The following is a 24194-nucleotide window of genomic DNA, read 5'->3' as shown; positions in this document are numbered from 1 at the left end:
ATAGCAATAAAAAGCAGCGATTTCCTGCTTTTTATAATGTAATAATCTCCTGAGTCTTAGCATAATTGGCTTCAACAACTTCTTTCTCTGCTTGCCACCATTCTTGGTTGTCTGTGTACCACTTGATGGTCTCTTTGAGACCTGCTTCAAAGTTAGTAAACTCTGGTCTCCAACCTAATTCATCACGGAGCTTACTTGCGTCAATAGCATAGCGGAGGTCATGTCCTGCACGGTCAGTTACATGATCATAAGCGTCAACAGGTTGTCCCATTTCCTTAAGGATGAGTTCCAAAACTTCCTTGTTGTTCTTCTCGCCATCAGCCCCAATCAAGTAGGTTTCTCCGATTTTACCTTTTGTCAAGATTGTCCAAACACCTGAAGAATGGTCATTGGTATGAATCCAGTCACGAACGTTCTTACCTTCGCCATAAAGTTTTGGTTTAATACCGCTTAAAATGTTGGTAATCTGACGTGGAATGAATTTTTCGATGTGTTGATAAGGACCGTAGTTATTTGAACAGTTGGAAATCGTTGCCTTGACACCAAATGATCGCACCCAGGCTTTAACAATCAAGTCTGAGGCAGCTTTGGTTGATGAGTAAGGAGAGCTTGGATTGTATTTGGTATCAGCAGTAAATTTCTCACCTGGTCCCTCACCATGACCTGGCAAATCCTCACGCAGAGGCAGATCCCCGTATACTTCGTCTGTAGATACATGATGGAAACGAAGATCGTATTTACGTGCAGCTTCCAAAAGAGTATAGGTTCCAATGAAGTTGGTATGGATAAATGGTGACGGATCATTGAGCGAATTGTCATTGTGACTTTCCGCTGCATAGTGCACAATGGCATCCGCTTGAGCTGCCAACTTATCTACCAACTCCGCATCTGCAATATCTCCAACCACTAACTCAACACGATCACCTAAAATTTCTTCAATATTAGCGCGGTTCCCAGCATAAGTCAACTTATCTAATACTGTCACATGAACATCTGGAAAGTTCTCGTAAACATAATGAACAAAGTTAGAACCGATAAAACCAGCTCCACCTGTCACGATAATTTTTTTGTATTCAGTCATATTCTTTCCTTTTTACAAATCTTCTTTTTTCAAAGGTTTTACATCCTTAAGTAGTGGATGATTTTTATCTGCTTCTGAAACCTCTGCTTGAGCTAAATTGTCCCACTCAATTCCTAATTCTGGATCTGCATAATTGACAAAGGCGTATTTGGGCTTGAGTTCCAATGCCCAGTAGTCATTCACCAGATAACTATAGGATACAGTGTCTGATAAGACTTGAAAACCGTTGGCTACGCCACGAGGAACAAAGATACCCTTACTTGCATCAATTACTGTTTGATAGGTATTTCCGAAAGTTTCGCCCTCGCGTAGATCAACCCAAGAACCCAGAACCTTCCCACCATCTGCTACAGAAATGTACTTATCCCAAGGTTCTGCGTGTAGACCACGGAGAACATTTTTACGTGAGAAGGATACATTGTTTTGTAATTTGCCTTCTGCAAAGAAAGACTCTGGGAAACCAAGGGGAAGCATTTTTTCCTTTTGAAAATTTTCTTTAAACCAACCACGATTATCACCGTGAACTGGGATATCAAATTCTAACATACCTGGAATAGCTTCAACCTTGCGAACCACAAGCGTCTTACCGAAAAAATTATCTGTCATCTATGCTTCTCCAATCAAACGGAGCAAATATTGTCCGTATTCATTTTTCTTAAGAGGTTGTGCTAACTTTAATACATCCTCACGGCTGATATAGCCCATACGATAAGCGATTTCTTCTAGATTTGCAACTTGAAGATTCTGCATACGTTGCACTGTTTCAATATACTGTGAAGCTTCTAATAAACTTTCATGAGTTCCTGTATCCAACCAAGCAAAGCCACGTCCCATAACCTCAACTGATAAGTCTCCACGATTTAGGTAGGCCTTGTTCACATCTGTAATTTCCAATTCACCACGAGGACTTGGTTTAATATTTTTTGAAATTTCTACAACAGCATTATCATAGAAATAAAGGCCGGTCACTGCATAATTGGAACGAGGATGTTCTGGTTTTTCCTCAATAGAAACAGCATTCATCTCCTCATCAAATTCCACAACACCAAATCTTTCAGGATCCTTAACTTGATATCCAAAAACAGTTGCACCTTTCTCTTTCTTGACTGCCTTTTGGAGCATTTTAGATAGACCAGGTCCGTGATAGATATTATCCCCCAAAATCAGAGCAACACTGTCATCACCAATAAATTCCTCACCAATAAGGAATGCCTGAGCAAGTCCATCCGGACTAGGTTGCTCTGCGTACGAAAGTTTAATTCCAAACTCAGATCCATCTTGAAGTAACTCTTTAAACCGGGGTAAATCTTGTGGAGTTGAGATAATTAAAATATCTCTAATTCCAGCTAGCATCAGAGTTGAAAGAGGATAATAAATCATCGGTTTATCATAAACCGGCATCAGCTGTTTTGATGCAGCTCGAGTCAATGGATATAAACGTGTCCCCGAACCACCTGCAAGAATAATACCTTTCATAGTGAAGAAACCTTTCGAATTAATTTTCTTTTTTATAAATCAAAACTATATTTTTTTTGTAATTCATCTTCATATTTTTCAGATTGATTGCTAATTATTATCAGCCCATTCTACCTTGTAAGAATGATGAGAAACCTGTTTTGATACAGGAGGTAACTCCATATAGTTACCATATTCATACCTTAAAACATTATCATAATTGTTCGGAACACGGAACAATTCTCCCCTGAACTCTAAATACTGCTCTTTTTCAAACTCATTATAGTGAAAGATACATTTTTTAGCATTACCAGTACCTGTTTCAAAAGTTGCAATATAAATACTCGTATCAAAATCATAATAACTGTTATGACTCTTGATCCTATTTAGAAAATATCTGCTCCCTATTAATTTAAATGGGAAATTTTTTAACCATCTTAATAGGCCCTTAATTTTAGACATAGAAGATGGAAATAATTTTAATCTAGATTTTTTCCAGTATCTATAAAGCTTAAAGGCTTCATTATATTGTTTCACTGCCAATTCATAATCATCACCAGCTCCATCTATTAAAAAAATATCAACATAAATTCCTAGCCTAACAGATTCAACTATATCATAATCTTGTATAAGAACTGTGCGAGTATCCACTACTTTAGGCAACGGTACTTGGAAATCATTATTCGTTTCAGATGAAATCAGTTTGTAATAAGGATGAGGAGTATCAGCCAAAATTAACAGTAATTTTTTATAATCTTCCCTAGGCATCATAATATCTATATCATCATCCCAAGGAATGAAATCACCATGCCTTACAGCACCAAGTAGGGTGCCATATGCCAAGTAGTATCTAATATCATTTTCGTCACAAATTTTTTTGATAAATTGTAAAATAGAAAATGACATATCTTGTATTAAAGATAGTGTAAATTTTTCTTTCATCTAGTCCCTAATTTCTCTATTTTAACTTTCTTAGTGTTCTACTTTGAAAATATCGAGCTAAATATAAAAATAAAGCATTCGATTTCAAATATTTTTTCATAAATAACAATCTACTTTTGTATAAAATCTCCAATTGCTTACTCTTTTGACTTATCGACTTACTAATACTAACCGAGTGTTCATGTCTATAATAATCATCTAAAATCAATAGTGTTTTATAGTTTTTATCCTTTAACTTAAAGCCAAGAGTTGTCTCTTCTCCAAATAAAAACATTTCCTCATCATAGCCACCAACTGCTAAAAATTTATCAATGTCATATAGCAACAATGCTCCTGGTACACAATCTACATATTGTTCTGATTTTTTGAAATCTAATTCATAATTAGGTGAGAATAAACGAGATAATCTAGCTGAGTTTGAAACAGCATATTCAAATGATGTAGGAACCTTCCAAGCCAAGTCTCTTATTCTTTGATTATTAATATCATGTTGTATCGCAGATACTACAGCTAATTGAGGTTGCTTTTTCATGGTTAAAATAAATCTTTTGATAAGTTCATTAGAAAAAACGACATCTGGATTTGACAGAAGAACATACTTGGTTGCGAAATACCTCTTAATATATTTCGTTCCAAAATTATTCCCATACCCATATCCACCATTCTTATCACTTCTTATAAGGGTAACCTTATTTGAAACTAATGCCTGCAATTCAATATAAGAATCATCTTCAGAACAGTTATCTACAATCACAATATGCTCAAATACTGAATAATTTTCGATGGTCTTCACTAATTTTCGTACAGTACTAGCATCATTATAATTCAAAATCAAACAAACGCAAGAATCCATCATTTATTTCTCCTTTTGAAAATTAAATAAGTCAAATCATTTACTATTCCCATTGCCAACTTCTCTCTAAAAATCACAAGCGAAAAAGCATAGAAAATCGTAAATATCATACCATATACTATACAAGTTAATAAGCCTGTAGTAAGTGGAATATTAAATTTTACAAATATCAAAATACTAGATGCAACAAAAGTAGATAGAAGTGAAGAAACAATTTCTTTGAACTCTAAAGTCCGAATTATAATATCCTTTAAAGCTATAAAATGAACTACTAAAACTGCAAATTCTGCTAGCGTAGAGGATACTGCAGCCCCCTCACCACCACTTATTGGTATCAATAAGAAGTTAAAAGTTAAATTTATCATTACTCCAACCAAAGCTCCTATCACTGTATATTTTTCTTTTTCCAAAGGAATTAACAGTTGCCATGCTGTAACACTGCTAAGCCCTACAAAAATTAGTGAAGGAAGTAAATACTGTAGCATTGGGATAGCAGATAAATAATCTTCCCCCGCTAATACCAATATGATATCTTTCGATAAAATAGTCATCAAGAAACAAACTGGTATAGCTGTAACTATAATAAATTCAAATGATTTTCTAATCATATTTTCAAAATTTATGCGACTCCCATTTTTTAAAGTATAAGAAATTTTGGGTAACATAACTGCGCCTAGTGCGGTAACTAAACTTACTAAAATATTCTGTATTTTAATCGCAGCAGCATAATATCCTACACTTTCATTTCCTTTGATAAAACCCAACATGACTTGATCGAGGCTTGTAAAAATTACAGTTGTTGCATTATATAAAAACAATGTTACAATAGGAACTATATGAATCAAAAAATTATAATTCTGTTCTTTTTTTATACCCAGGTCTACGTACTTGGATAATCTCAAAACATTTAATACATTTGATCCAACTGAAGCAAATACATTTATACCAGCATACAAAATATAATCTTCCGGTTGATGAATAAAAATCAACATTAGAATAATTGAAATAATTTTAAAAAAAATATTCCTGAACGTGATATACTGATACTGTTCAATCGCTTGATAAAACCACTCTACACCCAGCATATTAAATAAAATTGTTAACGAAGTTACAGAAAATAATAGTAACTCATTAAAAAATTGAGGGACAGTTAACAGCAAAATAGCAAATACTATGTACGATAGCAAAGTAAAAACAGAATTAAGTATTAATAGCTCAGTAACAACTTTAGATAATTTTTCTTTGCTATCCCTCACCTCTGCACATTTACGAATTCCATATGAAGGAATACCCATAGAAGACATTATTGAGAAATATCCTACTACTGAGCTAGCAAAGGCAATTTTCCCATTGGCTGTACTGAGAAGTACTCTAGAAATGTACGGAAAAGTTATCAAAGGGAAAATAATACCTGACAGTTTTAGAATGATATTCATCAAAAAATTATATTTAATAGATTTCACTTTAAAACTTTTATCCATATAATTCTTTTTCCCTATCCTTATCAAGTGTTTCTTCAGAATATACTTCTGAAATTTTAGCATCCAAAAAACTAAAAATAGCTAAGTAGAATGGAACATCAAAAATACGTTGCCTATCAAAAATATTCAATAATAAACATGATCCAATCAAATATGTGGTAAGTCCGATAGAGTAAAGCTTATAGTTTGAGTGCCCTACTCTAAAAGACCTAGTTACAACTTTGATTGCTTTTACAAATAGTAAAATATGTGTTAGTATCGTGAATATGCCGATTTGTATAAGTGTTCCAAATATTCCTAGATCATCTAAGTAATAGATACTCCACGAATTTCTAGCCATGATACTATCAGCTATCGGGTTACCTCTCAGTAAAAAACCTAAACCAAAATAAGAATGATTTTGTGACATTATTGACAAATAATGTGATAATCCTTGAAATCTAACAGCAGTTGAAGCACCATACTCACCATTAGTGGAAATCCTACTTATAAAGCTTTGCAATAGATGGGAATCAAATACTAATAAATAAAACCCAGATACAAAAATTAATATTTTAAAAAAATATCCATTTTTTGTCTTGTTTATCTTCGAAAAATATATCACAAATATTGTCAAAATAGAAATAAAAGTTTGAAAACGAACTCGAGTTATAAATATTAAAAATAGCAACATTAAGCATACAATACACTTGTATATTAGGCCGGATATTCTATTATTTAGAGATTGTACTGCTACAAAAACTAATGTTATACCGTAAATCATTCCTGATTCAACTCTCTGAAAACCATCTCTAATCCATTCTTCGTATTGGAATANTAATCTTGGAAAATAGATTTCTCCTCTATAATTATACATTAACCAACTAAACATCCGTATTAATAACATAAATAAAACAATTTTTGAAACAACAGCTATAAGATTCTCTATTGTATCATCCATGTAAAAAATAAAAATAATAGGAAAAGCAGCTATAGGCAGCAAATACTCTAATAAGATGTGTTTCATTACTTCTCCCCACGAATAGTCATAAGTAATCTTAGAGAAGACTATCATAATTACAACAACTAATAAATATATGAATAAATAGTGGTTTAAAAATTTCGCTTGTTTTTTAAATTTATAGTCATTATGTAAAAAAACAGGAATACTAAGAAATAAAGACCCTAAAACGATGATAAATCTCTGATAAAAATTTCCAAGTATTTCATTAGGAAAAAGCAACGGTACGCCTATCATAAACGACACAAACACAATAATAATAAACTTATATAATGATGATACTTTAATCATTAAGTACTTCCTACTATTCAATAATATCTTGGACTATTTTATCCAAATTATCTTTCTCAAAAAATTTGTAACAATTATCTCTCATTATAGAGTAATTGGAATCAATGTATTGAATCATTTCAAGAATAGATTCAGTTTTCATGTCTGTTACACATTTCCCAATTCCATATTGTTCGAATGGCCTTAATAATCCTAAAACGTTTGTTCCAATCATTGGAACTCCAAAAGCACTATACTCATAAATTTTATTAGGAGCACAGTACAGTGCATTAATTACAGGATGTAGAGCAGATTGCGTTGGAACATAAGGTGTTAACCCAATATAAGCATACTTAATGAACTCAAGATGAGACGGAGCTGTATGATAACCCAGATACTCAATGTTGGGATATTGTTTTAACATATCTTTAATATAATCGTCTCCAACTGGACTTCTACCAATTATATATAATGCAAAATTTTCAAAATTACCCAAAGCTTTAGCAAAATCTTCTATATTTCTTTCTGGAGTAATAATACCAGAATATAAAATAACCTTTCGTGTTTCATTCTTTATTCTTTCTAAAGCTTTTTTTGTATCTTTAGACAGTTCACCGGTTTCAATTGAATAAGGCTTATTTGGTAACACAGTTGGAAGCTTTGGTAAATTCCACCAAGCCTGTTGAATGTATGCTCGATCTAAATCAGGAACCACAACTTTATAAGCTTTTTGGGCATATTTATCCAAGGGGTAATCTAGAAACTTTATTTTTGTAAAATGTGGGAAGCGTTGAATTAACTCCATTAGTTGCATTATGTGTTTATATTCCAAAACAAGACTACCCAAAATTTTTGCAGATACATCTGTTGTTGTCCATAATAAATCAGAAGAATACATAGATTTTTTTACTACTTTCCGAAATTCTTTTGTATCCACAAAAGCTCGTACTAGCTTATTTTTTAATCCAGGTCCTATATGAAAAGGTATATAAGTATAGTTAAAGTATTTACTTTTCTTCATCCATTCTGGTACTTGATCTATTTTAGTCGAACTAATCATGTCTATAATCGTATCATTGTGAATAAAGTTCTGGATTAAACTCATCACTGGTGGATATAACAAAAAATTCCCAACATGGACAATAGTAATCTTCTTATGCTCACTCATCAAATATCTCTTTCCTTTATCTATTCTAATATCTTAACGATTTTTTCACTAGCAAACCCATCACCATAAGGATTGCTTGCCTTACTCATTTGGCTATAGAGTCTTTGATCTGAAAGTAAATTTGAAAATTCTTGATAAATAGTCTCTTCTTCTGTACCAACAAGTCTTAACGTTCCCGCTTCTATCCCCTCAGGTCGTTCTGTCGTATCACGCATGACCAATACTGGTTTACCAAGAGCAGGCGCTTCTTCCTGAACTCCACCAGAATCGGTTAAGATCATATAAGATTTCTTCATAAAATTATGAAAATCTATCACCTCTAAAGGCTCAACCAAACTAATTCTATCTTCACTTCCAAAAATTCTTCTAGCAACTTTACGAATTTTGGGATTTTTATGAATAGGATAAATAACTTTTACATCATCAAATTCTTGTAAAACACGTTTCACTGCTTTGAACATATTCTCCATTGGTTTCCCCAGATTTTCACGTCGGTGCGCAGTAAGTAAGATTAATCTATCATTTCCGACCCAATCTAATAGTGCATGATGATAAGTTTCAGTTATTGTCGTTCTTAAAGCATCAATTGCAGTATTTCCTGTTACAAAGACAGTCGACTCCTCTTTCCCCTCATTTAATAAATTTAATTTAGCCTGTTCTGTAGGAGCAAAATGATAATCTGCTACAATAGACACAACTTGACGATTAAACTCCTCTGGGAACGGGCTATGAATGTTATATGTCCTCAACCCAGCTTCGACATGGCCAATTTTTATATTAGAATAAAAAGCTGCCAAAGAAACTGCAAAAGTAGTCGTAGTATCTCCGTGGACTAGAACAACATCTGGTCGTTCCTTCTCCAAAACAAACTGAATTTTACTTAAAATAGATGTTGTAATACTAAATAAAGTCTGTTCTTCTTTCATAATTTCCAAATCATAGTCTGGAACAACATCAAATACGTCTAATACTTGTTGTAACATTTCTTTATGTTGCCCTGTCACACAGACAATTGTTTGAAAATTTTCATTTTTTTCAAATTCTTTTACAAGAGGACACATTTTTATACCTTCAGGTCGTGTCCCAAATACTAGCATAACTTTTTTCATAATTATCTTTCTTTCTAAAATGTATTCCAAATTTTATCCATTTATTGTTTTCATAGAATTAGCTTTAAAAACAATTTTTTGGGATATAATTATTCAATTTATGATTTAATGACTTAACTTTGATAATCATTATTATTTTTCAAAACTAGATTTCACAGGATATCTATTTTCAAAAGCCTCTAATAATTTAGATTTATAATCCTCAAAATCTTCAATACCATCACCATCATTTAAGCAAATAACTGAATATCTAGGAGAATTAATTTCTTTAATAATATCCAATAGTTCTCTAGAAATATCATAGTAATTTCCAAATTTCGTTGAACGAGGACTAAAATGACCCATACATAACTGCCAATATCTTATAAGCCAATGGTTAATATCATCTTTTTGTCTAAACTTATGCGTTGACACTTCCTCTAATAGCTCTGTTTCTTTACTCCAAACTATGTCAAAAAACTTTTTGCTATATGAAACCGGTATATGATTATCATAAAATCCTAAAATATTTTTCCACGGTAAAACACAAAAGTTTTTAATAAGATGCTTTCCATATTTAAGACTAAAAAACTTGACCCAGTTATTCTTAATTACCTCATGCATAGAAAAATACTCATTCAAAATTTCTATATTATTCAATACAATCGAAGCAATACTTCCTTTTTTAGGGACAATAGGACTAAAAACACCAATATCCCTAGGCAATGACTCTTCAAAAAAGTCTTTTGGTAGCAACGGTTTATTGATAAACATATCATCATTAAAGTTAACAAATAATTCTGATAAACCTGGAATCTTATGAAAGTTAAGCTCTATAACGTTGGAATTAAAAGTAGGCAGAAATTTATTATCAATATAATCTTCGTGTTTTACAATCACTAACTTATCACAATTGATATTTAACCAATCAGGTACGTGCCCTTCTGTAACAAAAAATATCTTGTTAACCCATGGAGCATGCTGTTCAACCGCTCTAAACCAGTATTTCAATATTCCCCAGTCCCTATATCGTGAACTGGTATTCATGCCGTTATCATGTTGTGGTAGATATGATTGTTTTTTTTCTATCCAAATAGGGTCATTCCCATCAACCCAAGTTATAACAAAATCAATCTTTTGATTCATTTTCTCCTCTTTTTATTCATAAACTGTGATATATTTTTTTGTTGCATTCTGATCTGAAATAATTTTACCAGGATTTCCTATTACAATACTATTATCCGGAACACTAAAATTAACAAAAGCACCTGGAGCAATTAAAACATTGTTACCAATGTTAACTTTCCCAACGATAATTGAATTTGTCCCAATCCAAACTTTATCTCCAATAGTAGGGCATCCTTTATTTATCCCACGATTCTGTTGACCAATCAAAACACCATTTAATATGGTAACGTTTTCGCCGATTTTAACTCTTGGATTAATTACTATATTCCCTAAATGTTCTATTTTAAAACCTTTTCCAATTTCAACTGACGCTGGAATATCAGTTAAATACAAAATTTTACAACATTGAAAAATTAATCTATAAAATAAAAACAGCGGTAGAGTGATTGTTTTTTTTCTATAAATTTCACACTTTCTCTTATAGATCATAAAACGATACTGAGGTATAAAACACGGGAACTTCTGCCGCCATCTTTTCTTATCATATTCCAACTTATTTTTTTGCATAAAATTCCTCTATTTACTCTGATACAATTGCTTTAAATCTTCTACATGTTTTTCAATCGTCTCGACACTTTTTGAAATTCCCCCTCCAATATCTAAATCTATTTCTTCAATTTGTTTAAATCTATGATTACTGTCTACTAAATCTTTAGAGCCTACATTTTCAGAAACAAAAACATTTACACCGTATGATATTGCCTCTAATGTTACTAGACCAAATGTTTCCTTCCAACGACTTGGAATAATTAAGTAATCTATTTCAGAATAAATTTTATCTAACTCGTTTTGAGAAAACCGCCCTCTCTGTACAACAAAATCTGGTGCAAACCTATTAGCGCTATGTCCATATGTATTTATCTGATATTTTTTTCTATCTAATTTTTGGGCAAATTCTAAAAAATCAAAATATCCTTTATATTCCTCATCCGGACCAATATAAGCAACAATTTTCTTTCCTCTTTCGTAGCGTTTAATATTTTGATTCTTAATTTTTGCAGTTGTTATATTAAGAATTTCCCCCTTGGGTTCAAATGGTAAATTATTTTTATATATTGATTCAGCTAAACTACTATTAAAATGAAACTTATCAACTAGTTCAAACATTTCTACATAATACTTTTTCAGTTTATTATAATTCGTTTTTTCTAAAATAGTTTCAATTTCTTGAGAAGTTTTGTGTTTAGGATTCTTTTTTAACTGTTTCATCAACTTCCTAATTATTGGATAGAAGGTCATCTGAAAAATACGAAGTTTTTTTGTAGATAAAGCATCAATAGACATAATATTCCACGTCAAATTTGTATTATTTCCATCAAATGAAATACCATTATAATAAAAATTTGGTGTTGGTGCCAAACCATAATAATCGTGTGTAGAGTATATAATTTGAATATTTAAATTTTTTGCAGCTTCTAAAAATTCTTTATGTAATCCAATCAGCGAGTGAATATGAATAACCTCTGGTTTTAGTTTTCTAAGAAAATCTAAGAATATTTTTTTATCACTTTTCATCATAAAATCGGAGGGAGTAGCAATCCCCCCAAAAAGTGCCAGTGGCAAGCTATTAACCAATCCAAAAGTTTTTATACCAAATCTCTCAGATTTCTCTTCTATTCTTGGTTTTTTCCAAAAAAATAACTGGCTTGACGGATACAATGCAAACACTTCAAAATTCTGACGTTTTTGTTCAATCATTAAATCTGTAGCGTAACCAACTAAACCACCTGTTCGCTCCGGAGCAAAGCCAATTGTGTAATGTAATATTTTCATATAGTTATTTTGTAAACAAGGTTTCATACTCATCAACAATCATTTCCCAAGAAAAACGTTCTTTAACTTGTTTTGTTGACAGTTTGTTCATTTTTTCAATTTCTTCTTGTGACAATTCTTCGCTTGTTTTAATAATATGCTGGAGATTGTCTTTTCTCCAATAAATGGCTCCGTCTTCACCAACCTCACGGTTAAAACCAACATCTAATAGCAGGTTAAGCTTGGTAGATGCTAGAGCCTCTAGTAGCGATGGGTTGGTTCCTCCAACCTCATGCCCATGAAAATACGCAAAAGCATTCTCACGAATGTACTTAAGTAATTCTTGGTCATAGACAGTACCAACAAATTTGATCCTAGAATCTTTTTCAAAACCAGTATCTTGTAACAACTGATCATAAAATTTATTTTGCTCCACATTTGTGATCAGAACAAAATCTTTCTTAGAATTTGACTTTATAAACTCACGAATCATGGCTTCGTAGTTATTTTCAGGAACAAAGCGCCCTACCACTAGATAATAGCCATTTTCTCTAATTCCCTTTTCCTGATACCAGTTTCGCACTTTAGTATCTGCGGGTTTCAGTGTTGAAGGAGTCGTATCAGTTCCATAGGCGATATAGATCGTCTTTGGATGATACTTTTTGTAATCTTCTTGAATATACTTTTCGATATTTTTACTATCACAGACTAATAGATCAGCGTATTTAACCATGAGCTGTTCTGAGAATTTCCAATACTTCCGAACAGGTAAACTCCATTTTGCTCTCAACCATTCATGGCCATCAGGATTCACAAGTAGACTTCCTCCGATGGCAAGAATTTTTTTCCTGATCCCAGAAATAAAAGGGCCGATTCGGCAAGCTAAAATATAAAAAATTGGGGCCTCATCCTTATTTTCCTTAGCTAAATCAATAGCTTTGTTAACCGCTGCAATATCATAGGCGATAGCACGTGCTGGACCAATTTTAGGCACATCTATATTAAAACAAATAGCACCATTATACTCAAACATGTCTTCTGTAATACCTGACTTAGATGAGTTTTCCCGCATACAAGCTACATAGTACTGGATTTGCTTATCTTTATGGTATTCAGTTAATTTTTCTACGAAAGTTTCAAAGCCCCCATACTTAGCAGGAATCCCTTTAGACCCAATGATATAAACTGACTGTTTCATTTCTCTCCTAACATGACGGGAGGGCAGAAATTACTTCGCCCCATCCTTCATCAATACAACTTTAATTGTTTTCAACAGAATTTCAATGTCTTTCCAAATTGTCCAATCGTCTATATAAGCTACATCTAATTTAACAACTTCATCAAAATTCTTAATCTCACTTCTACCACTAACTTGCCAAAGTCCAGTGATACCCGGTTTAAAACTCAATCGACGTTTTTGTTCAGGTGTGTACGTCTCATATTCATCAACTGTTGGCGGTCTTGTTCCCACTAGGCTCATATCTCCTTTCAGAACATTCCAAAACTGGGGAAGTTCATCCAAGCTAGTTTTACGGATAAAGCGACCAATTTTTGTAATGCGAGGATCATTGTCCATCTTAAACATACCACCCTGCATGGTATTTTTCTCCAACAATTCTCTCTTTTTATCCTCAGCATCAATACACATTGATCTAAATTTATAAAAAGTAAAATGTCGGCCGTTTTTTCCTATGCGAGTCTGGGCAAAAATAGCAGGTCCACCATCTTTTCGAATAGCTGGAACTAGAACTATACTAACTAGACCACAAATCATTAAACCAAAAATAGAACCAATAATATCTATGACACGCTTAGCAATTACATGACTATTCTTATAAAATTTCGTCGAAAAAGTAATGACATTTAGACCAGCCATCCCACGGATTTTTTTGTCACGCCCTAGATTATGGTCAAAAGCATTTAGATTAACCGTTACATCAATTCCCATCGTTTCAAAACGAGAAATAAATTCACCAATATCATATTCTTCACTAGGAAGATTGATAAACACTTCGTCCACAACTTCGTGAGTTGCAAAATTTAAAATATCTTCGACTGGTACGACTGTAATAGTATCATGTTGAAAATTAGGTTTATCTAATACACTAACTGCCACCAGTTCTCCAAAGAAATCACCCGCATCAAGTAATTTATCCATCACTTTCTCAACTCTAGATGTTGCTGTAATCAAGAATAGTTTTTTACTCCATTTCAAATTAGGAAATATCCGTTTCGAATAATACTTGATACAAATATTGACTAGATACATTAGAATCGAGTGTAAGGTTAAGAAATACACCATGCCTCGTCTAGAGATACTAAAGCGTTCTTCTAAAAAGAAATTAGAAAGACTAATTGCCAATGCAAAGAAAATGATATATTTTGTCAAGCGAACAAGTTCAATCAAACTCCCTCGTCTAAAAAAATCTTGACCGTAATCGCTAAAATAAAATACGATGTAGTGGAGAATATATAGGACAATCATTGTTGTTGAAAGAATATCTGTCTCTTTAACAAAACTAAGAGAATACCCCAGTAACACTACTATAAAACTCTGGATTACTGCCAGAGATATTTTTATCCCTCTCTCTTCCATAACTACTTCCTTAGTCTATCCCTTATTCTATCCCCTATTTTTTACCGTAAGAACCATACTCACCGTAAGAACCATATTTCTCAGCTGAAGTATTGAATTTATTTAATACAACTCCTAAAAATGGTTTATTCGTTTGTTCCAATTGACCTTTAGCCTTCTGAACATCTTTTCTGTTAGCTTCTCCTGCCGCAGTAACTAAAACAGATGCATCACATTTTTGTGTAATAATAGCTGCGTCGATTACGATACCAATAGGCGCTGTATCAACAATAATATAATCAAAATACTTGCGAAGTGTGTCAATCATAGTGCTAAAATTTTCACTTTGCAATAAAGCAGTTGGGTTGGGTGAGATAGACCCAGCTTGAACCACAAATAGATTCTCAACATTGGTATCACATAAACCATGAGATAGGTCTGTTGTTCCAGATAAAAATTCTGTCAATCCAGTAATTTTTTCACGTGACTTGAAGACACCTGACATGACAGAATTCCGAATATCAGCATCTACTAACAAGGTCTTATAACCTGCACGCGCGAATGCCCAAGCAATATTTGTAGAAGTCGTTGACTTTCCTTCACCCGGTTTTACAGAAGTGATAGAAATTACTTGTAAATTATCTCCACTCAATTGTATATTCGTACGCAAGGCATTATAGTATTCTTCCGCTTTTTTGGCCAGATCTAATTTTTTCTGTGCTATTTCTAATGTCGGCATATCTCTCTCCTATTTCAATTTATCCAGATTTGGAACAACTCCCAACAATGCAATTTGCATAACATCTTCAATATCCTCTGGACGTTTCACTCGTGTATCAACCAGTTCAACGATAAGAACAGCGATAACCGTAAAGACTGTTCCTCCAAGTAGTCCAATAATTGTATTTCTACGAATATTTGGAGAAGATGGTGCTGTAGCCGGACGAGCTTCTTCAAGTGTTGTGACATCAGAAACGCGTGTGATACTGATAATCTTTTCAGCTGCTACTTCTCTCAATGAGTTAGCAATACGACTAGCTTCCTCAGGGACTCTATCATTAACGGAAATAGATACGATACGAGTATCGACTGGTACAGTTACCTTGACTTTACTAGCCAAAGCTTTTGGTGATAGATCTAATTTCAAATTAGATGTAACTTTTTCCAAAACATCTTGAGACAAAATAATTTCACGATAGTCTTTAACTAAGTATGATCCAGCTTGCAAGTCTTGGTTTGTCAAACCAGGCTTATCTCCCTGATTACGGTTGACTACATAAATCCGTGTAGTACTAGTGAACTCCGGTTTTACGATAAAAGCACTGTAGGCAAAAGCTAAAGCTCCAACTACAATCGCTACCAATGCAATTAGAATTTTTCTTTTCCAAAGAATTTTAAACAGGTGAAATACATCGATTTCCATAGTATTTTGTTCTTTCATATTTTCTCCTAAATTATTTGATCCATTATAATTTTCCTAGGGTTCTCTACAAATAGCTCTTCTGCCTTGTCTCTACCATACTTTTTAGAAATAATCTGTCGAGCATCCTCCATGTAGGGAGGTCTACTATCTAAGTTATGCATGTCACTTGCAATGACATGAACCAGGTCTCTCTCCAAAAAATATTGAGCTCTCTTTTTCATAAATTTATAGGTTTCACCAAAGAGCTTAGGTTTTAGAACATGAGAACTATTTACTTGCGTATAGCATCCCATATCAATCAGTTCCCTAACACGTTTTTCATTGTTTTCCAACGCATCATAACGTTCAATATGAGCAATCACTGGGGTAATCCCTAACATCAAAATATTGCTTAACCCTTTATGAATATCGCGATAGGGTGTATTCATACTAAATTCAATCAAAGCATAACGACTGTTATTGAGAGTAGGAATGCGCTTGTTTTCTAGTTTTTCTAGAACATCCGGAGTATAGTATATCTCTGCTCCGTAAGCAATGACCAAATCATCTGCCACTTCTTTAGCAATCTCACGAACCTTTAAAAAATTCGTCGCTATTTTTTCTTCTGGAGTCTCAAACATCCCTTTTCGACGATGGGAAGTCGAAACAATCATCCGAACTCCTTGATTATATGCTTCTATTAAAAGAGCTTTACTATCTTCTATAGACTTTGGCCCGTCATCTACATCAAAGACAATGTGAGAGTGGATATCAATCATATCATCTTCCCTCCATCACATCTTGTATCGCACTTTTAACAGCTGCTAGACTACTATCATCGATTTCCATCATATAGAGATTACTATCTGGCATAGCATAAGAAGGAAGTCCCATTTGACCTGTACCTTTGAGATCTTGAGAGTTGACTTTATAATTGCCACCACTCTCCAGTTGATCATTAACCAAATCTATCATCGTTTCGATAGGCATATTTGTTTGAAGGGAATCTTGCAAACCTTGAATAATATCACTATAATTTTTTAAGGCTTCAGTAGAAGTTAATTTCTGAATAATTGCGACAATAACCTTTTGTTGATTACGACCACGGTCACGATCTCCATCAGCCAACGAATAGCGTTCACGAACAAACCCAAGAGCTTGTTCAGAATCTAAATGGACATTTCCTACTGGGAAGTGGAACTTCCCGTGACGAGATGTAAACTCCTGATCATTGTATACATCTACACCACCTAAAAGGTCAATCAATTTCAAGAACGAAGTGAAGTTTAGACGAACATAGTAATTAATATCAACTCCATAAAGATTTTCCAAAGTATGAATAGAGGAGTCAACTCCATAAATACCTGCATGAGTCAACTTATCTTTTTGATTATTCCCGCCGTCAGCAATCGGAACATAAGAATCTCGAGGGGTTGTTGTCAATAGAATTTTTTTTGAATCTTGATTAACAGTCATCAAAATGTTGACATCTGAACGAGAAACTGAACTAATTGGTCCGTAAGTGTCAATACCACTCACATAGACATTGAAGGATTTGTTCTTAGAAACTTTAGGAGCAGCTACTTCTTTGGTGATATTTTTAGTGTAGATTTTCCTAATTTTTGATGCGTAATCAGGGTATTCAGATTCTATAATATTTTCAAAGACGCTATTTAAGACAATCGCTTTTGCTTCACCTGATACCAAGCTCTTATAAGCTGCAAGGTATGAGGTGCTTTGTTCAACCGTCAATTCTTTGCTCTGACTAGTTTTGATATCAGCTATCAATTTTTGAATATTATCATTATCAGTATCCGTAGGTCCTGTAACACTATCTAATTGCGTGACATTATGAACATCACTATCTTTCAGAACAACAACACTCATTGAGTATTCTGAGTAATTTGACGTAGAATTGATATGACTAGTAAAGCCGACAAATTGTTGCAGTGCAAAAAAAGAAACTGAACTCATTAAAATAGCTAGTGTTAAAAAGAAAATTGTAAACTTTTCTGCTTTTCTATAAATAATCAAAAGCAGACTCGCTAAAGCGACCAAAATCACTACAGCTGCCGTCATAACATTCAGGTATCTAAACGCCAATATATTATGTCTAAAAATCAAGAACAGCAAAAAACCACCCAATAATACATAAATGGTTAATAAAGCTATATTAATGCTCCGCTTAACTTTACCCGAACGGGCTCTTTTTGAACGTTTATTCATAGTTTTCCCCTATATGTTGATTATCAGAATTATTATATCACAATCATGAAATAATTTCCATTTATTCCTTTTTTTATCAGCGTTTTCAATACATCTTCTAAATGCACTCCGAAGGAATAATTGTTTTTTTATAACCTGTATAGTATCTATCGCTTCCTATTTTGACATTCTCGTTTCATAGACAGAGGAATACGAATCAAAAATATAACAAACAAGGTCCCTTACGGAACCTCGCTCATCTTTATTTAACATGATTTTCTGCTTCTTTTTGAGCTTTTTCGATTGCTTTTTTGCTTTCTTGCTCCCATTTTGTCTTAGCTTCTTCAAACTGTTTGGTTGTCACAGTATCTTTTTGCAGTTTCATGTACTTGTAGTTATTTCCGTCGCCCTTGATGCCGACAAGTGAGTACCCTCTTGTAAATGGTGTTACCTTGGTTACAGATGCTGTTCCACCACTTGACATGGCTGACATAATCAGAGAATTGTCAATCATCCAAGCCTGTGCTTCAGCATATTTTTCATAGCGTTTGACTACATCTTTATTTTCGCTATCTGCATCTTTGAGCATCTTGGTGTAGGTATCAAGACCTAAGCTAGTAATCTTAGCTTTATCTTCTTGAGCATCTAAACCAAAAATCTTGAGGTAGAACCCATCCTCTGCATTGAAAGGACTAAGATAAGTTGACGGATCTTGGTAGTCACCTACCCAGCCATCAAAGTTCAAATCATAGTCACGATCAGCTGGTGTTGGTGCCAAGAAGGCTACGTTATTAAAATCATCTGTTGAAAGTTGTTGAACATCAATGACAATGTTATCAGCACCCAAAACTGACTCAATGGTCTGCTTAACTGAGTTCATTCCTGTCACAGCATTTTTACTTGTCTGATCAACAGCCACATCCAAGTGAATTGGGAAAGTCACACCTTGACTTGCCAATTCTTTTTTAGCTTCCGCAAATTTTGCTTGGGCTTTTTCTTTGTTGAAATAGGCATCTTGAGCATCTGCCAAGTTAATACCTGACCATTCTGTGCCATAGTTGACCAATTTAGAAGCAACTACTTCTCCAAAGGTCTTGTCTCCAACTTGGACAAATGTAGGAGGCACTAGGATGTTACGAAGGGTCTTGCTAGCTGCTTCTTCCCCATTTGACTGGGCAGAATAGGCTGTCCGGTCCAAGGCAAAGTTCACTGCTTGGCGGAAGTTTTTGTTCAAGACAGCTGCCTCAGTTGACTTCTTCTGCTCATCTGTCGTTTTAGCAGTGTGATTGTAGGCCTTACGGTTGACGTTGAAATTAAAATACCAAGAAGTCTTGTCCTGCAAGCTATAGATGATATTATCCTTATATTTCTCCTTGGTCTTAGCAAAGTTAGAACTATTTGGATAAACCCCAGCGATAGAATAAGCTCCACTTTCAAAGTTACGGATGGTCAATTCTTGGTCTGAACCATCAAAGTAAGCCAATTTTACGTGCTCAATCGATACTTTGTCATGATCATAGTAATGGGGATTTTTCACATACTCGATAGATGATTTTGATGTAAAATCTTTTAACAAATAAGGTCCGCTGTAGAGAATGCTATCTGGAGATAGGGTCCCAAAATCTTTCCCTTTTGAGTTTAAAAACTCTTCATTTACCGGGAAAAGAATACTATTGGTTGTTTTTGAATTCCAGTAAGGCTCTGGACGTGCCAAAGTATACTCAACAGTCTGGTCGTCAATAGCTTTCACCCCAACCTTAGAGAAATCAGAATCCGCTCCTGTAATATAATCATTCAAACCCTTGATCGAGTTTTGAATCAAGTCAATGGCCTGTGATTTATTATCCACTGCGTACTTGATACCTGTCACAAAATCTTGTGCTTTGACTGGGGCGTACTCTTCACCGTCAGCCGTGAACCATTTGGCATCTTTTCTCAGTTTGTAGGTATAAGTCAGACCGTCGCTTGAAACAGACCAGTCTTCTGCCAAAGACGGAACTAAGTTCCCGTAGTTGTCATTTTCAAGCAAACCATCAACTAGGTTGGTAATGATGGCTGTATTATCAGCGTAGTAGTCTAATAAATAATTAAATGTAGTTGGGTTTCCACTAAAGGTTGATGAGTAAGTTTTTGTATCTGAACCTGATTGTCCGCAAGCAGCTAAAAGCAAAGCAGCCGCAAAGGTCAGGCCTGCACTAAGGATACGCTTTTTTGTAGTCATCTTCTTTCTCCTTTATGTTAGTTTTTATAACATAGGTTTATTTTACCAAAATAGTGGAAATTTGTAAAGTTAATTGAATTTCTAGAATGAAAGTTTATAAATCTTTGCCATAAAAAAACAAAGGATTTCTGCCTTTCATACAGTCCTCCCTTGTTTTTATACGATTTCGATTTTTAGATTTTTCTGTAAAAAATGTTTATAGTAATTCCACACAGAAAGCATCCCATGGAGCCAAGCTTTGTTTTTCAAAAACTTCTTGAGCCAAAGTGTTTTCAATCAAAACTGATTTAACGTTTCCTTCTACGGTCAAGTCTTGCTCTTCATTGGACAAGTTAGCCACAACTAGGAAACGACGGTTCCCATCTTTACGGATATAAACGAAGACCTTGTCAGTTGTTTCCAAGAGTTCAAAGTCAGCTCGAATCAGCCAGCTGTTTTCCTTACGAATTTGGACCAACTTCTGATAAGTATAAAAAATAGAATCTGGATTTGCCAGTGCTTCTTGAACGTTGATTTTTTCGTAGTTTGGATTAACTGCCAACCAAGGTTGACCTGTTGAGAAGCCAGCGTTTTTACTCTCATCCCATTGCATTGGGGTACGGGCATTATCACGACCAATGACACGGATACTGTCCATGATTTCTTCCATCGGAACGCCTTTTTCAAGAGCTTCACGCGCATAGTTGAGGGATTCAATATCTTCTACTTGGTCCAGTGTTTCAAACGGATAGTTGGTCATCCCAATCTCCTCACCTTGGTAGATATAAGGAGTTCCTCTCATGAGATGAAGTAAGATGGCAAAGGCTTTGGCAGATTTTTCGCGGTATTCTTGGTCATTTCCCCAAATTGAGACGATACGAGGGAGGTCATGATTGTTCCAGAAGAGCGAATTCCAACCGTCATCAACTCCTAACTCTGTCTGCCATTTGTTGAAGATTTCTTTTAACTTAGCGATATTCAGCTCTTTTTGATATTGCCATTTAGGTTGCCCTTCCTGATACTGAAGACAGATATGCTCAAACTGGAAGACCATAGACAATTCTTGACCCTTTGGATCAGAGTAAAGCTTAGCAATCTCTGGAGTTGCTCCCCAGGTTTCCCCTACTGTCAAGAGATCTTTGTCCCCAAAGGTGGCTCTGTTCATCTCCTTGAGATAAGGGTGGAGCATAGGACCATTATTAACCACCTTCTCGTCAGGAATTTTGCCAATCATGTCAATAACATCCATACGGAAACCGCCAATGCCTTTATCAATCCAGAAGTTCATCATCTCATAAATTTTCTGGCGAAGTTTTTCATTTTCCCAGTTGAGATCAGGCTGTTTCTTGCTGAAAAAGTGAAGATAGTATTGACCAGACTTTTCATCGTATTCCCAAGCAGAGCCACTAAAGATAGAATCTAAATCGTTAGGTTCATCCCGCCAGATATAGTAATCTCGCTCAGGGCTGTCAGGATTTTCACAGGCCTCGACAAACCAAGCATGTTCATCCGAGGTATGATTGACCACCAAGTCCATGATGATACGAATATCACGCTTCTTGGTTTCTGCAATCAGTTGGTCCATATCTTCCATGGTACCGAAAATAGCTGCAATTGCTTGATAATCAGCAATATCATAGCCATTATCATCCATAGGACTGTCATAAACGGGAGAAAGCCAAATTGCTGTGATTCCTAGCTTTGCTAAATAGTCCAACTTACTAGTAATACCTGGCAAATCACCAATCCCATCTCCGTTGCTATCCATAAAACTCTTTGGATAGACTTGATAGACTACGGCATTGTGCCACCATTTTTCTTGCATCTTCTTACCTCATTGTTTTCATAATCTGTAATCTATGATAGCGCTTTTTAAAATTTTATGCAAGCGTTTGCCTAATCTTTTTGATTCCTTTTTTAACTCCATAGTTTCCTAACTTCCAATTTTTTATTATAATAGAGGTCAGAGGTAAAAAAATGAAAAAACAAGCTTTTAGTTCTGAACAATATTTGAATCTACAGCGCGACCACATTTTGGAGCGCATTAACCAATTTGACGGCAAGCTCTACTTGGAGTTTGGCGGTAAAATGTTAGAAGATTTCCACGCCGCTCGTGTACTACCTGGCTATGAGCCTGACAATAAAATCAAGCTCTTGCAAGAATTAAAAGAGCAAGTCGAGGTTGTAATTGCCATTAATGCTAGCAACATCGAGCATTCCAAAGCACGTGGTGACTTGGGCATTTCTTATGACCAAGAAGTTCTTCGTTTGATTGATAAATTCAATGAATTGGGAATTTTTGTTGGCTCCGTTGTCATCACACAGTACGCTGGTCAACCAGCTGCAGATGCCTTCCGCAACCAACTTGAGAAAAACGGAATTGATTCTTATCTTCACTATCCAATCAAAGGATATCCGACGGATATGGATCACATCATTTCTCCAGAAGGTATGGGGGAAAACGACTACATCAAAACCAGTCGCAACTTGATCGTCGTAACTGCTCCTGGACCTGGTTCTGGAAAATTAGCAACTTGTATGTCAAATATGTACCACGACCAAATCAATGGTATCAAGTCTGGTTACGCTAAATTTGAAACCTTCCCCGTTTGGAATCTTCCCCTTCATCATCCAGTCAACTTGGCTTATGAAGCTGCCACAGCAGACCTTGACGATGTCAACATGATTGACCCTTTCCATCTTCAAACCTATGGAGAAACCACTGTAAACTACAACCGTGATATCGAGATTTTCCCAGTGCTCAAGCGCATGTTAGAACGTATCCTTGGTAAATCTCCATACGCTTCTCCGACAGATATGGGTGTCAACATGGTTGGTTTCGCTATTACTGATGACGATGCTGCTGTCGAAGCTTCTAAACAAGAAATCATCCGCCGTTACTATCAAACTGTTCTTGATTTCAAAGCCGAAAAAGTTGGTGAAGCTGCTGTCAAGAAAATAGAATTGCTTATGAACGATCTTGGCATCACACCTGCAGACCGTAAGGTTGCTGTCGTTGCGCGCCAAAAAGCAGAAGAAACTAGCGGGCCAGCCCTAGCCCTTGAATTGCCAAGCGGAGAAATTGTCACTGGTAAGAACTCAGAACTCTTTGGCCCTACAGCCGCTGCTCTCATCAACGCCATCAAGAAATCAGCTGACATTGCTAAAGAAGTAAAACTAATCGAGCCTGAAGTTGTTAAGCCAATCCAAGGTCTTAAAATCGATCATCTGGGTAGCCGCAATCCACGCCTGCATTCAAATGAGATTTTGATTGCACTTGCTATCACAGCTACAGAAAATCCTGATGCTGCTCGTGCTATGGAAGAACTTGGCAACCTCAAAGGAAGCGAAGCCCACTCAACCATCATCTTAACCGATGAAGACAAGAATGTCCTTCGCAAACTAGGTATCAACGTAGCTTTTGATCCTTACTACCAATACGACCGCTTGTATCGTAAATAACGATTTCAACCTCTCCACTTTCGGAGAGGTTTTCTCTCTGTCTCAGGAGCAACCTTTATGATATAATGAAAG

At 35.0% G+C, this 24194-nt stretch carries 20 protein-coding genes; 1 reads left to right on the top strand and 19 read right to left on the bottom strand.

Translation table 11 applies throughout. From position 1 onward, the window contains the following. Positions 1-31 precede the first annotated feature (31 nt). From rfbB to D8849_RS05160, 19 genes are all read right to left on the bottom strand, one after another. The gene (gene rfbB, locus D8849_RS05255) at positions 32-1081 is read right to left on the bottom strand and encodes a dTDP-glucose 4,6-dehydratase (protein ID WP_125386409.1); all 1050 of its coding nucleotides are present in this window, start codon (positions 1079-1081) and stop codon (positions 32-34) included. Between the two features lie 12 nt (positions 1082-1093). Next, the gene (locus tag D8849_RS05250; protein ID WP_125386408.1) at positions 1094-1687 is read right to left on the bottom strand and encodes a dTDP-4-dehydrorhamnose 3,5-epimerase family protein; all 594 of its coding nucleotides are present in this window, start codon (positions 1685-1687) and stop codon (positions 1094-1096) included. Further along, positions 1688-2557 (bottom strand): glucose-1-phosphate thymidylyltransferase RfbA, encoded by an 870-nt coding sequence (rfbA, locus tag D8849_RS05245; protein WP_125386407.1) that lies wholly within the window; start codon positions 2555-2557, stop codon positions 1688-1690. A 90-nt stretch (positions 2558-2647) separates the two neighbouring features. Further along, the gene (locus tag D8849_RS05240; RefSeq protein WP_125386406.1) at positions 2648-3478 is read right to left on the bottom strand and encodes a LicD family protein; all 831 of its coding nucleotides are present in this window, start codon (positions 3476-3478) and stop codon (positions 2648-2650) included. Between the two features lie 16 nt (positions 3479-3494). Then, positions 3495-4334: a glycosyltransferase gene (locus tag D8849_RS05235; RefSeq protein WP_125386405.1), complete on the bottom strand. Its 840-nt coding sequence runs from the start codon at positions 4332-4334 to the stop codon at positions 3495-3497. Then, positions 4331-5812, bottom strand: a complete 1482-nt coding sequence (locus D8849_RS05230; RefSeq protein ID WP_125386404.1) for a flippase — start codon at positions 5810-5812, stop codon at positions 4331-4333. Before D8849_RS05230 ends, D8849_RS05235 begins: the two co-directional genes overlap by 4 nt. 1304 nt (positions 5813-7116) lie before the next feature. After that, on the bottom strand, positions 7117-8250 hold the full coding sequence (locus D8849_RS05220; protein ID WP_125386402.1) for a glycosyltransferase family protein: 1134 nt from the start codon (positions 8248-8250) through the stop codon (positions 7117-7119). A 20-nt stretch (positions 8251-8270) separates the two neighbouring features. Beyond that, positions 8271-9359: a non-hydrolyzing UDP-N-acetylglucosamine 2-epimerase gene (gene wecB / locus D8849_RS05215; RefSeq protein WP_125386401.1), complete on the bottom strand. Its 1089-nt coding sequence runs from the start codon at positions 9357-9359 to the stop codon at positions 8271-8273. 132 nt (positions 9360-9491) lie between these two features. Next, entirely contained in the window at positions 9492-10484 is a 993-nt protein-coding gene (locus D8849_RS05210) for a Stealth CR1 domain-containing protein (RefSeq protein ID WP_125386400.1), read from the bottom strand. Positions 10485-10496: 12 nt separating this feature from the next. Then, on the bottom strand, positions 10497-11033 hold the full coding sequence (locus D8849_RS05205; RefSeq protein WP_125386399.1) for a serine acetyltransferase: 537 nt from the start codon (positions 11031-11033) through the stop codon (positions 10497-10499). Between the two features lie 9 nt (positions 11034-11042). Further along, entirely contained in the window at positions 11043-12332 is a 1290-nt protein-coding gene (locus tag D8849_RS05200; protein WP_125386398.1) for a glycosyltransferase, read from the bottom strand. Beyond that, positions 12304-13476 (bottom strand): beta 1-4 rhamnosyltransferase Cps2T, encoded by a 1173-nt coding sequence (gene cps2T / locus D8849_RS05195; RefSeq protein ID WP_125386397.1) that lies wholly within the window; start codon positions 13474-13476, stop codon positions 12304-12306. Before cps2T ends, D8849_RS05200 begins: the two co-directional genes overlap by 29 nt. A gap of 30 nt (positions 13477-13506) precedes the next feature. After that, the gene (locus D8849_RS05190) at positions 13507-14874 is read right to left on the bottom strand and encodes a sugar transferase (RefSeq protein ID WP_125386396.1); all 1368 of its coding nucleotides are present in this window, start codon (positions 14872-14874) and stop codon (positions 13507-13509) included. 34 nt (positions 14875-14908) lie between these two features. Continuing rightward, entirely contained in the window at positions 14909-15592 is a 684-nt protein-coding gene (locus D8849_RS05185) for a tyrosine-protein kinase (RefSeq protein WP_125386395.1), read from the bottom strand. A gap of 9 nt (positions 15593-15601) precedes the next feature. Beyond that, positions 15602-16294, bottom strand: a complete 693-nt coding sequence (gene cpsC, locus D8849_RS05180; RefSeq protein WP_125386394.1) for a capsular polysaccharide biosynthesis protein CpsC — start codon at positions 16292-16294, stop codon at positions 15602-15604. A gap of 8 nt (positions 16295-16302) precedes the next feature. Further along, positions 16303-17034, bottom strand: a complete 732-nt coding sequence (gene cps4B / locus D8849_RS05175) for a capsular polysaccharide biosynthesis protein Cps4B (protein ID WP_020901547.1) — start codon at positions 17032-17034, stop codon at positions 16303-16305. A gap of 1 nt (position 17035) precedes the next feature. Beyond that, positions 17036-18481: an LCP family glycopolymer transferase CpsA gene (cpsA, locus tag D8849_RS05170; RefSeq protein WP_125386393.1), complete on the bottom strand. Its 1446-nt coding sequence runs from the start codon at positions 18479-18481 to the stop codon at positions 17036-17038. A gap of 241 nt (positions 18482-18722) precedes the next feature. Further along, positions 18723-20681: a peptide ABC transporter substrate-binding protein gene (locus D8849_RS05165; RefSeq protein ID WP_125386392.1), complete on the bottom strand. Its 1959-nt coding sequence runs from the start codon at positions 20679-20681 to the stop codon at positions 18723-18725. Positions 20682-20877: 196 nt separating this feature from the next. Continuing rightward, the gene (locus D8849_RS05160) at positions 20878-22485 is read right to left on the bottom strand and encodes a glycoside hydrolase family 13 protein (protein WP_125386391.1); all 1608 of its coding nucleotides are present in this window, start codon (positions 22483-22485) and stop codon (positions 20878-20880) included. Between the two features lie 152 nt (positions 22486-22637). Here D8849_RS05160 and D8849_RS05155 point away from each other — a divergent pair, with 152 nt between their 5' ends. Further along, positions 22638-24122, top strand: coding sequence for a DUF1846 domain-containing protein (locus D8849_RS05155; protein ID WP_125386390.1), 1485 nt, complete (start codon positions 22638-22640; stop codon positions 24120-24122). Positions 24123-24194 lie beyond the last annotated feature (72 nt).

It is taken from the genome of Streptococcus mitis, assembly GCF_003942765.1.
Taxonomy (GTDB): domain Bacteria; phylum Bacillota; class Bacilli; order Lactobacillales; family Streptococcaceae; genus Streptococcus; species Streptococcus mitis_BE.
This window is presented reverse-complemented; position numbering and strand designations above follow the sequence as displayed.

Coding starts and splice junctions, on each gene's coding strand:
- rfbB (WP_125386409.1), bottom strand. CDS start 1,081: ATGACTGAATACAAAAAAATTATCGTGACAGGTGGAGCTGGTTTTATC.
- D8849_RS05250 (WP_125386408.1), bottom strand. CDS start 1,687: ATGACAGATAATTTTTTCGGTAAGACGCTTGTGGTTCGCAAGGTTGAA.
- rfbA (WP_125386407.1), bottom strand. CDS start 2,557: ATGAAAGGTATTATTCTTGCAGGTGGTTCGGGGACACGTTTATATCCA.
- D8849_RS05240 (WP_125386406.1), bottom strand. CDS start 3,478: ATGAAAGAAAAATTTACACTATCTTTAATACAAGATATGTCATTTTCT.
- D8849_RS05235 (WP_125386405.1), bottom strand. CDS start 4,334: ATGATGGATTCTTGCGTTTGTTTGATTTTGAATTATAATGATGCTAGT.
- D8849_RS05230 (WP_125386404.1), bottom strand. CDS start 5,812: ATGGATAAAAGTTTTAAAGTGAAATCTATTAAATATAATTTTTTGATG.
- D8849_RS05220 (WP_125386402.1), bottom strand. CDS start 8,250: ATGAGTGAGCATAAGAAGATTACTATTGTCCATGTTGGGAATTTTTTG.
- wecB (WP_125386401.1), bottom strand. CDS start 9,359: ATGAAAAAAGTTATGCTAGTATTTGGGACACGACCTGAAGGTATAAAA.
- D8849_RS05210 (WP_125386400.1), bottom strand. CDS start 10,484: ATGAATCAAAAGATTGATTTTGTTATAACTTGGGTTGATGGGAATGAC.
- D8849_RS05205 (WP_125386399.1), bottom strand. CDS start 11,033: ATGCAAAAAAATAAGTTGGAATATGATAAGAAAAGATGGCGGCAGAAG.
- D8849_RS05200 (WP_125386398.1), bottom strand. CDS start 12,332: ATGAGTATGAAACCTTGTTTACAAAATAACTATATGAAAATATTACAT.
- cps2T (WP_125386397.1), bottom strand. CDS start 13,476: ATGAAACAGTCAGTTTATATCATTGGGTCTAAAGGGATTCCTGCTAAG.
- D8849_RS05190 (WP_125386396.1), bottom strand. CDS start 14,874: ATGGAAGAGAGAGGGATAAAAATATCTCTGGCAGTAATCCAGAGTTTT.
- D8849_RS05185 (WP_125386395.1), bottom strand. CDS start 15,592: ATGCCGACATTAGAAATAGCACAGAAAAAATTAGATCTGGCCAAAAAA.
- cpsC (WP_125386394.1), bottom strand. CDS start 16,294: ATGAAAGAACAAAATACTATGGAAATCGATGTATTTCACCTGTTTAAA.
- cps4B (WP_020901547.1), bottom strand. CDS start 17,034: ATGATTGATATCCACTCTCACATTGTCTTTGATGTAGATGACGGGCCA.
- cpsA (WP_125386393.1), bottom strand. CDS start 18,481: ATGAATAAACGTTCAAAAAGAGCCCGTTCGGGTAAAGTTAAGCGGAGC.
- D8849_RS05165 (WP_125386392.1), bottom strand. CDS start 20,681: ATGACTACAAAAAAGCGTATCCTTAGTGCAGGCCTGACCTTTGCGGCT.
- D8849_RS05160 (WP_125386391.1), bottom strand. CDS start 22,485: ATGCAAGAAAAATGGTGGCACAATGCCGTAGTCTATCAAGTCTATCCA.
- D8849_RS05155 (WP_125386390.1), top strand. CDS start 22,638: ATGAAAAAACAAGCTTTTAGTTCTGAACAATATTTGAATCTACAGCGC.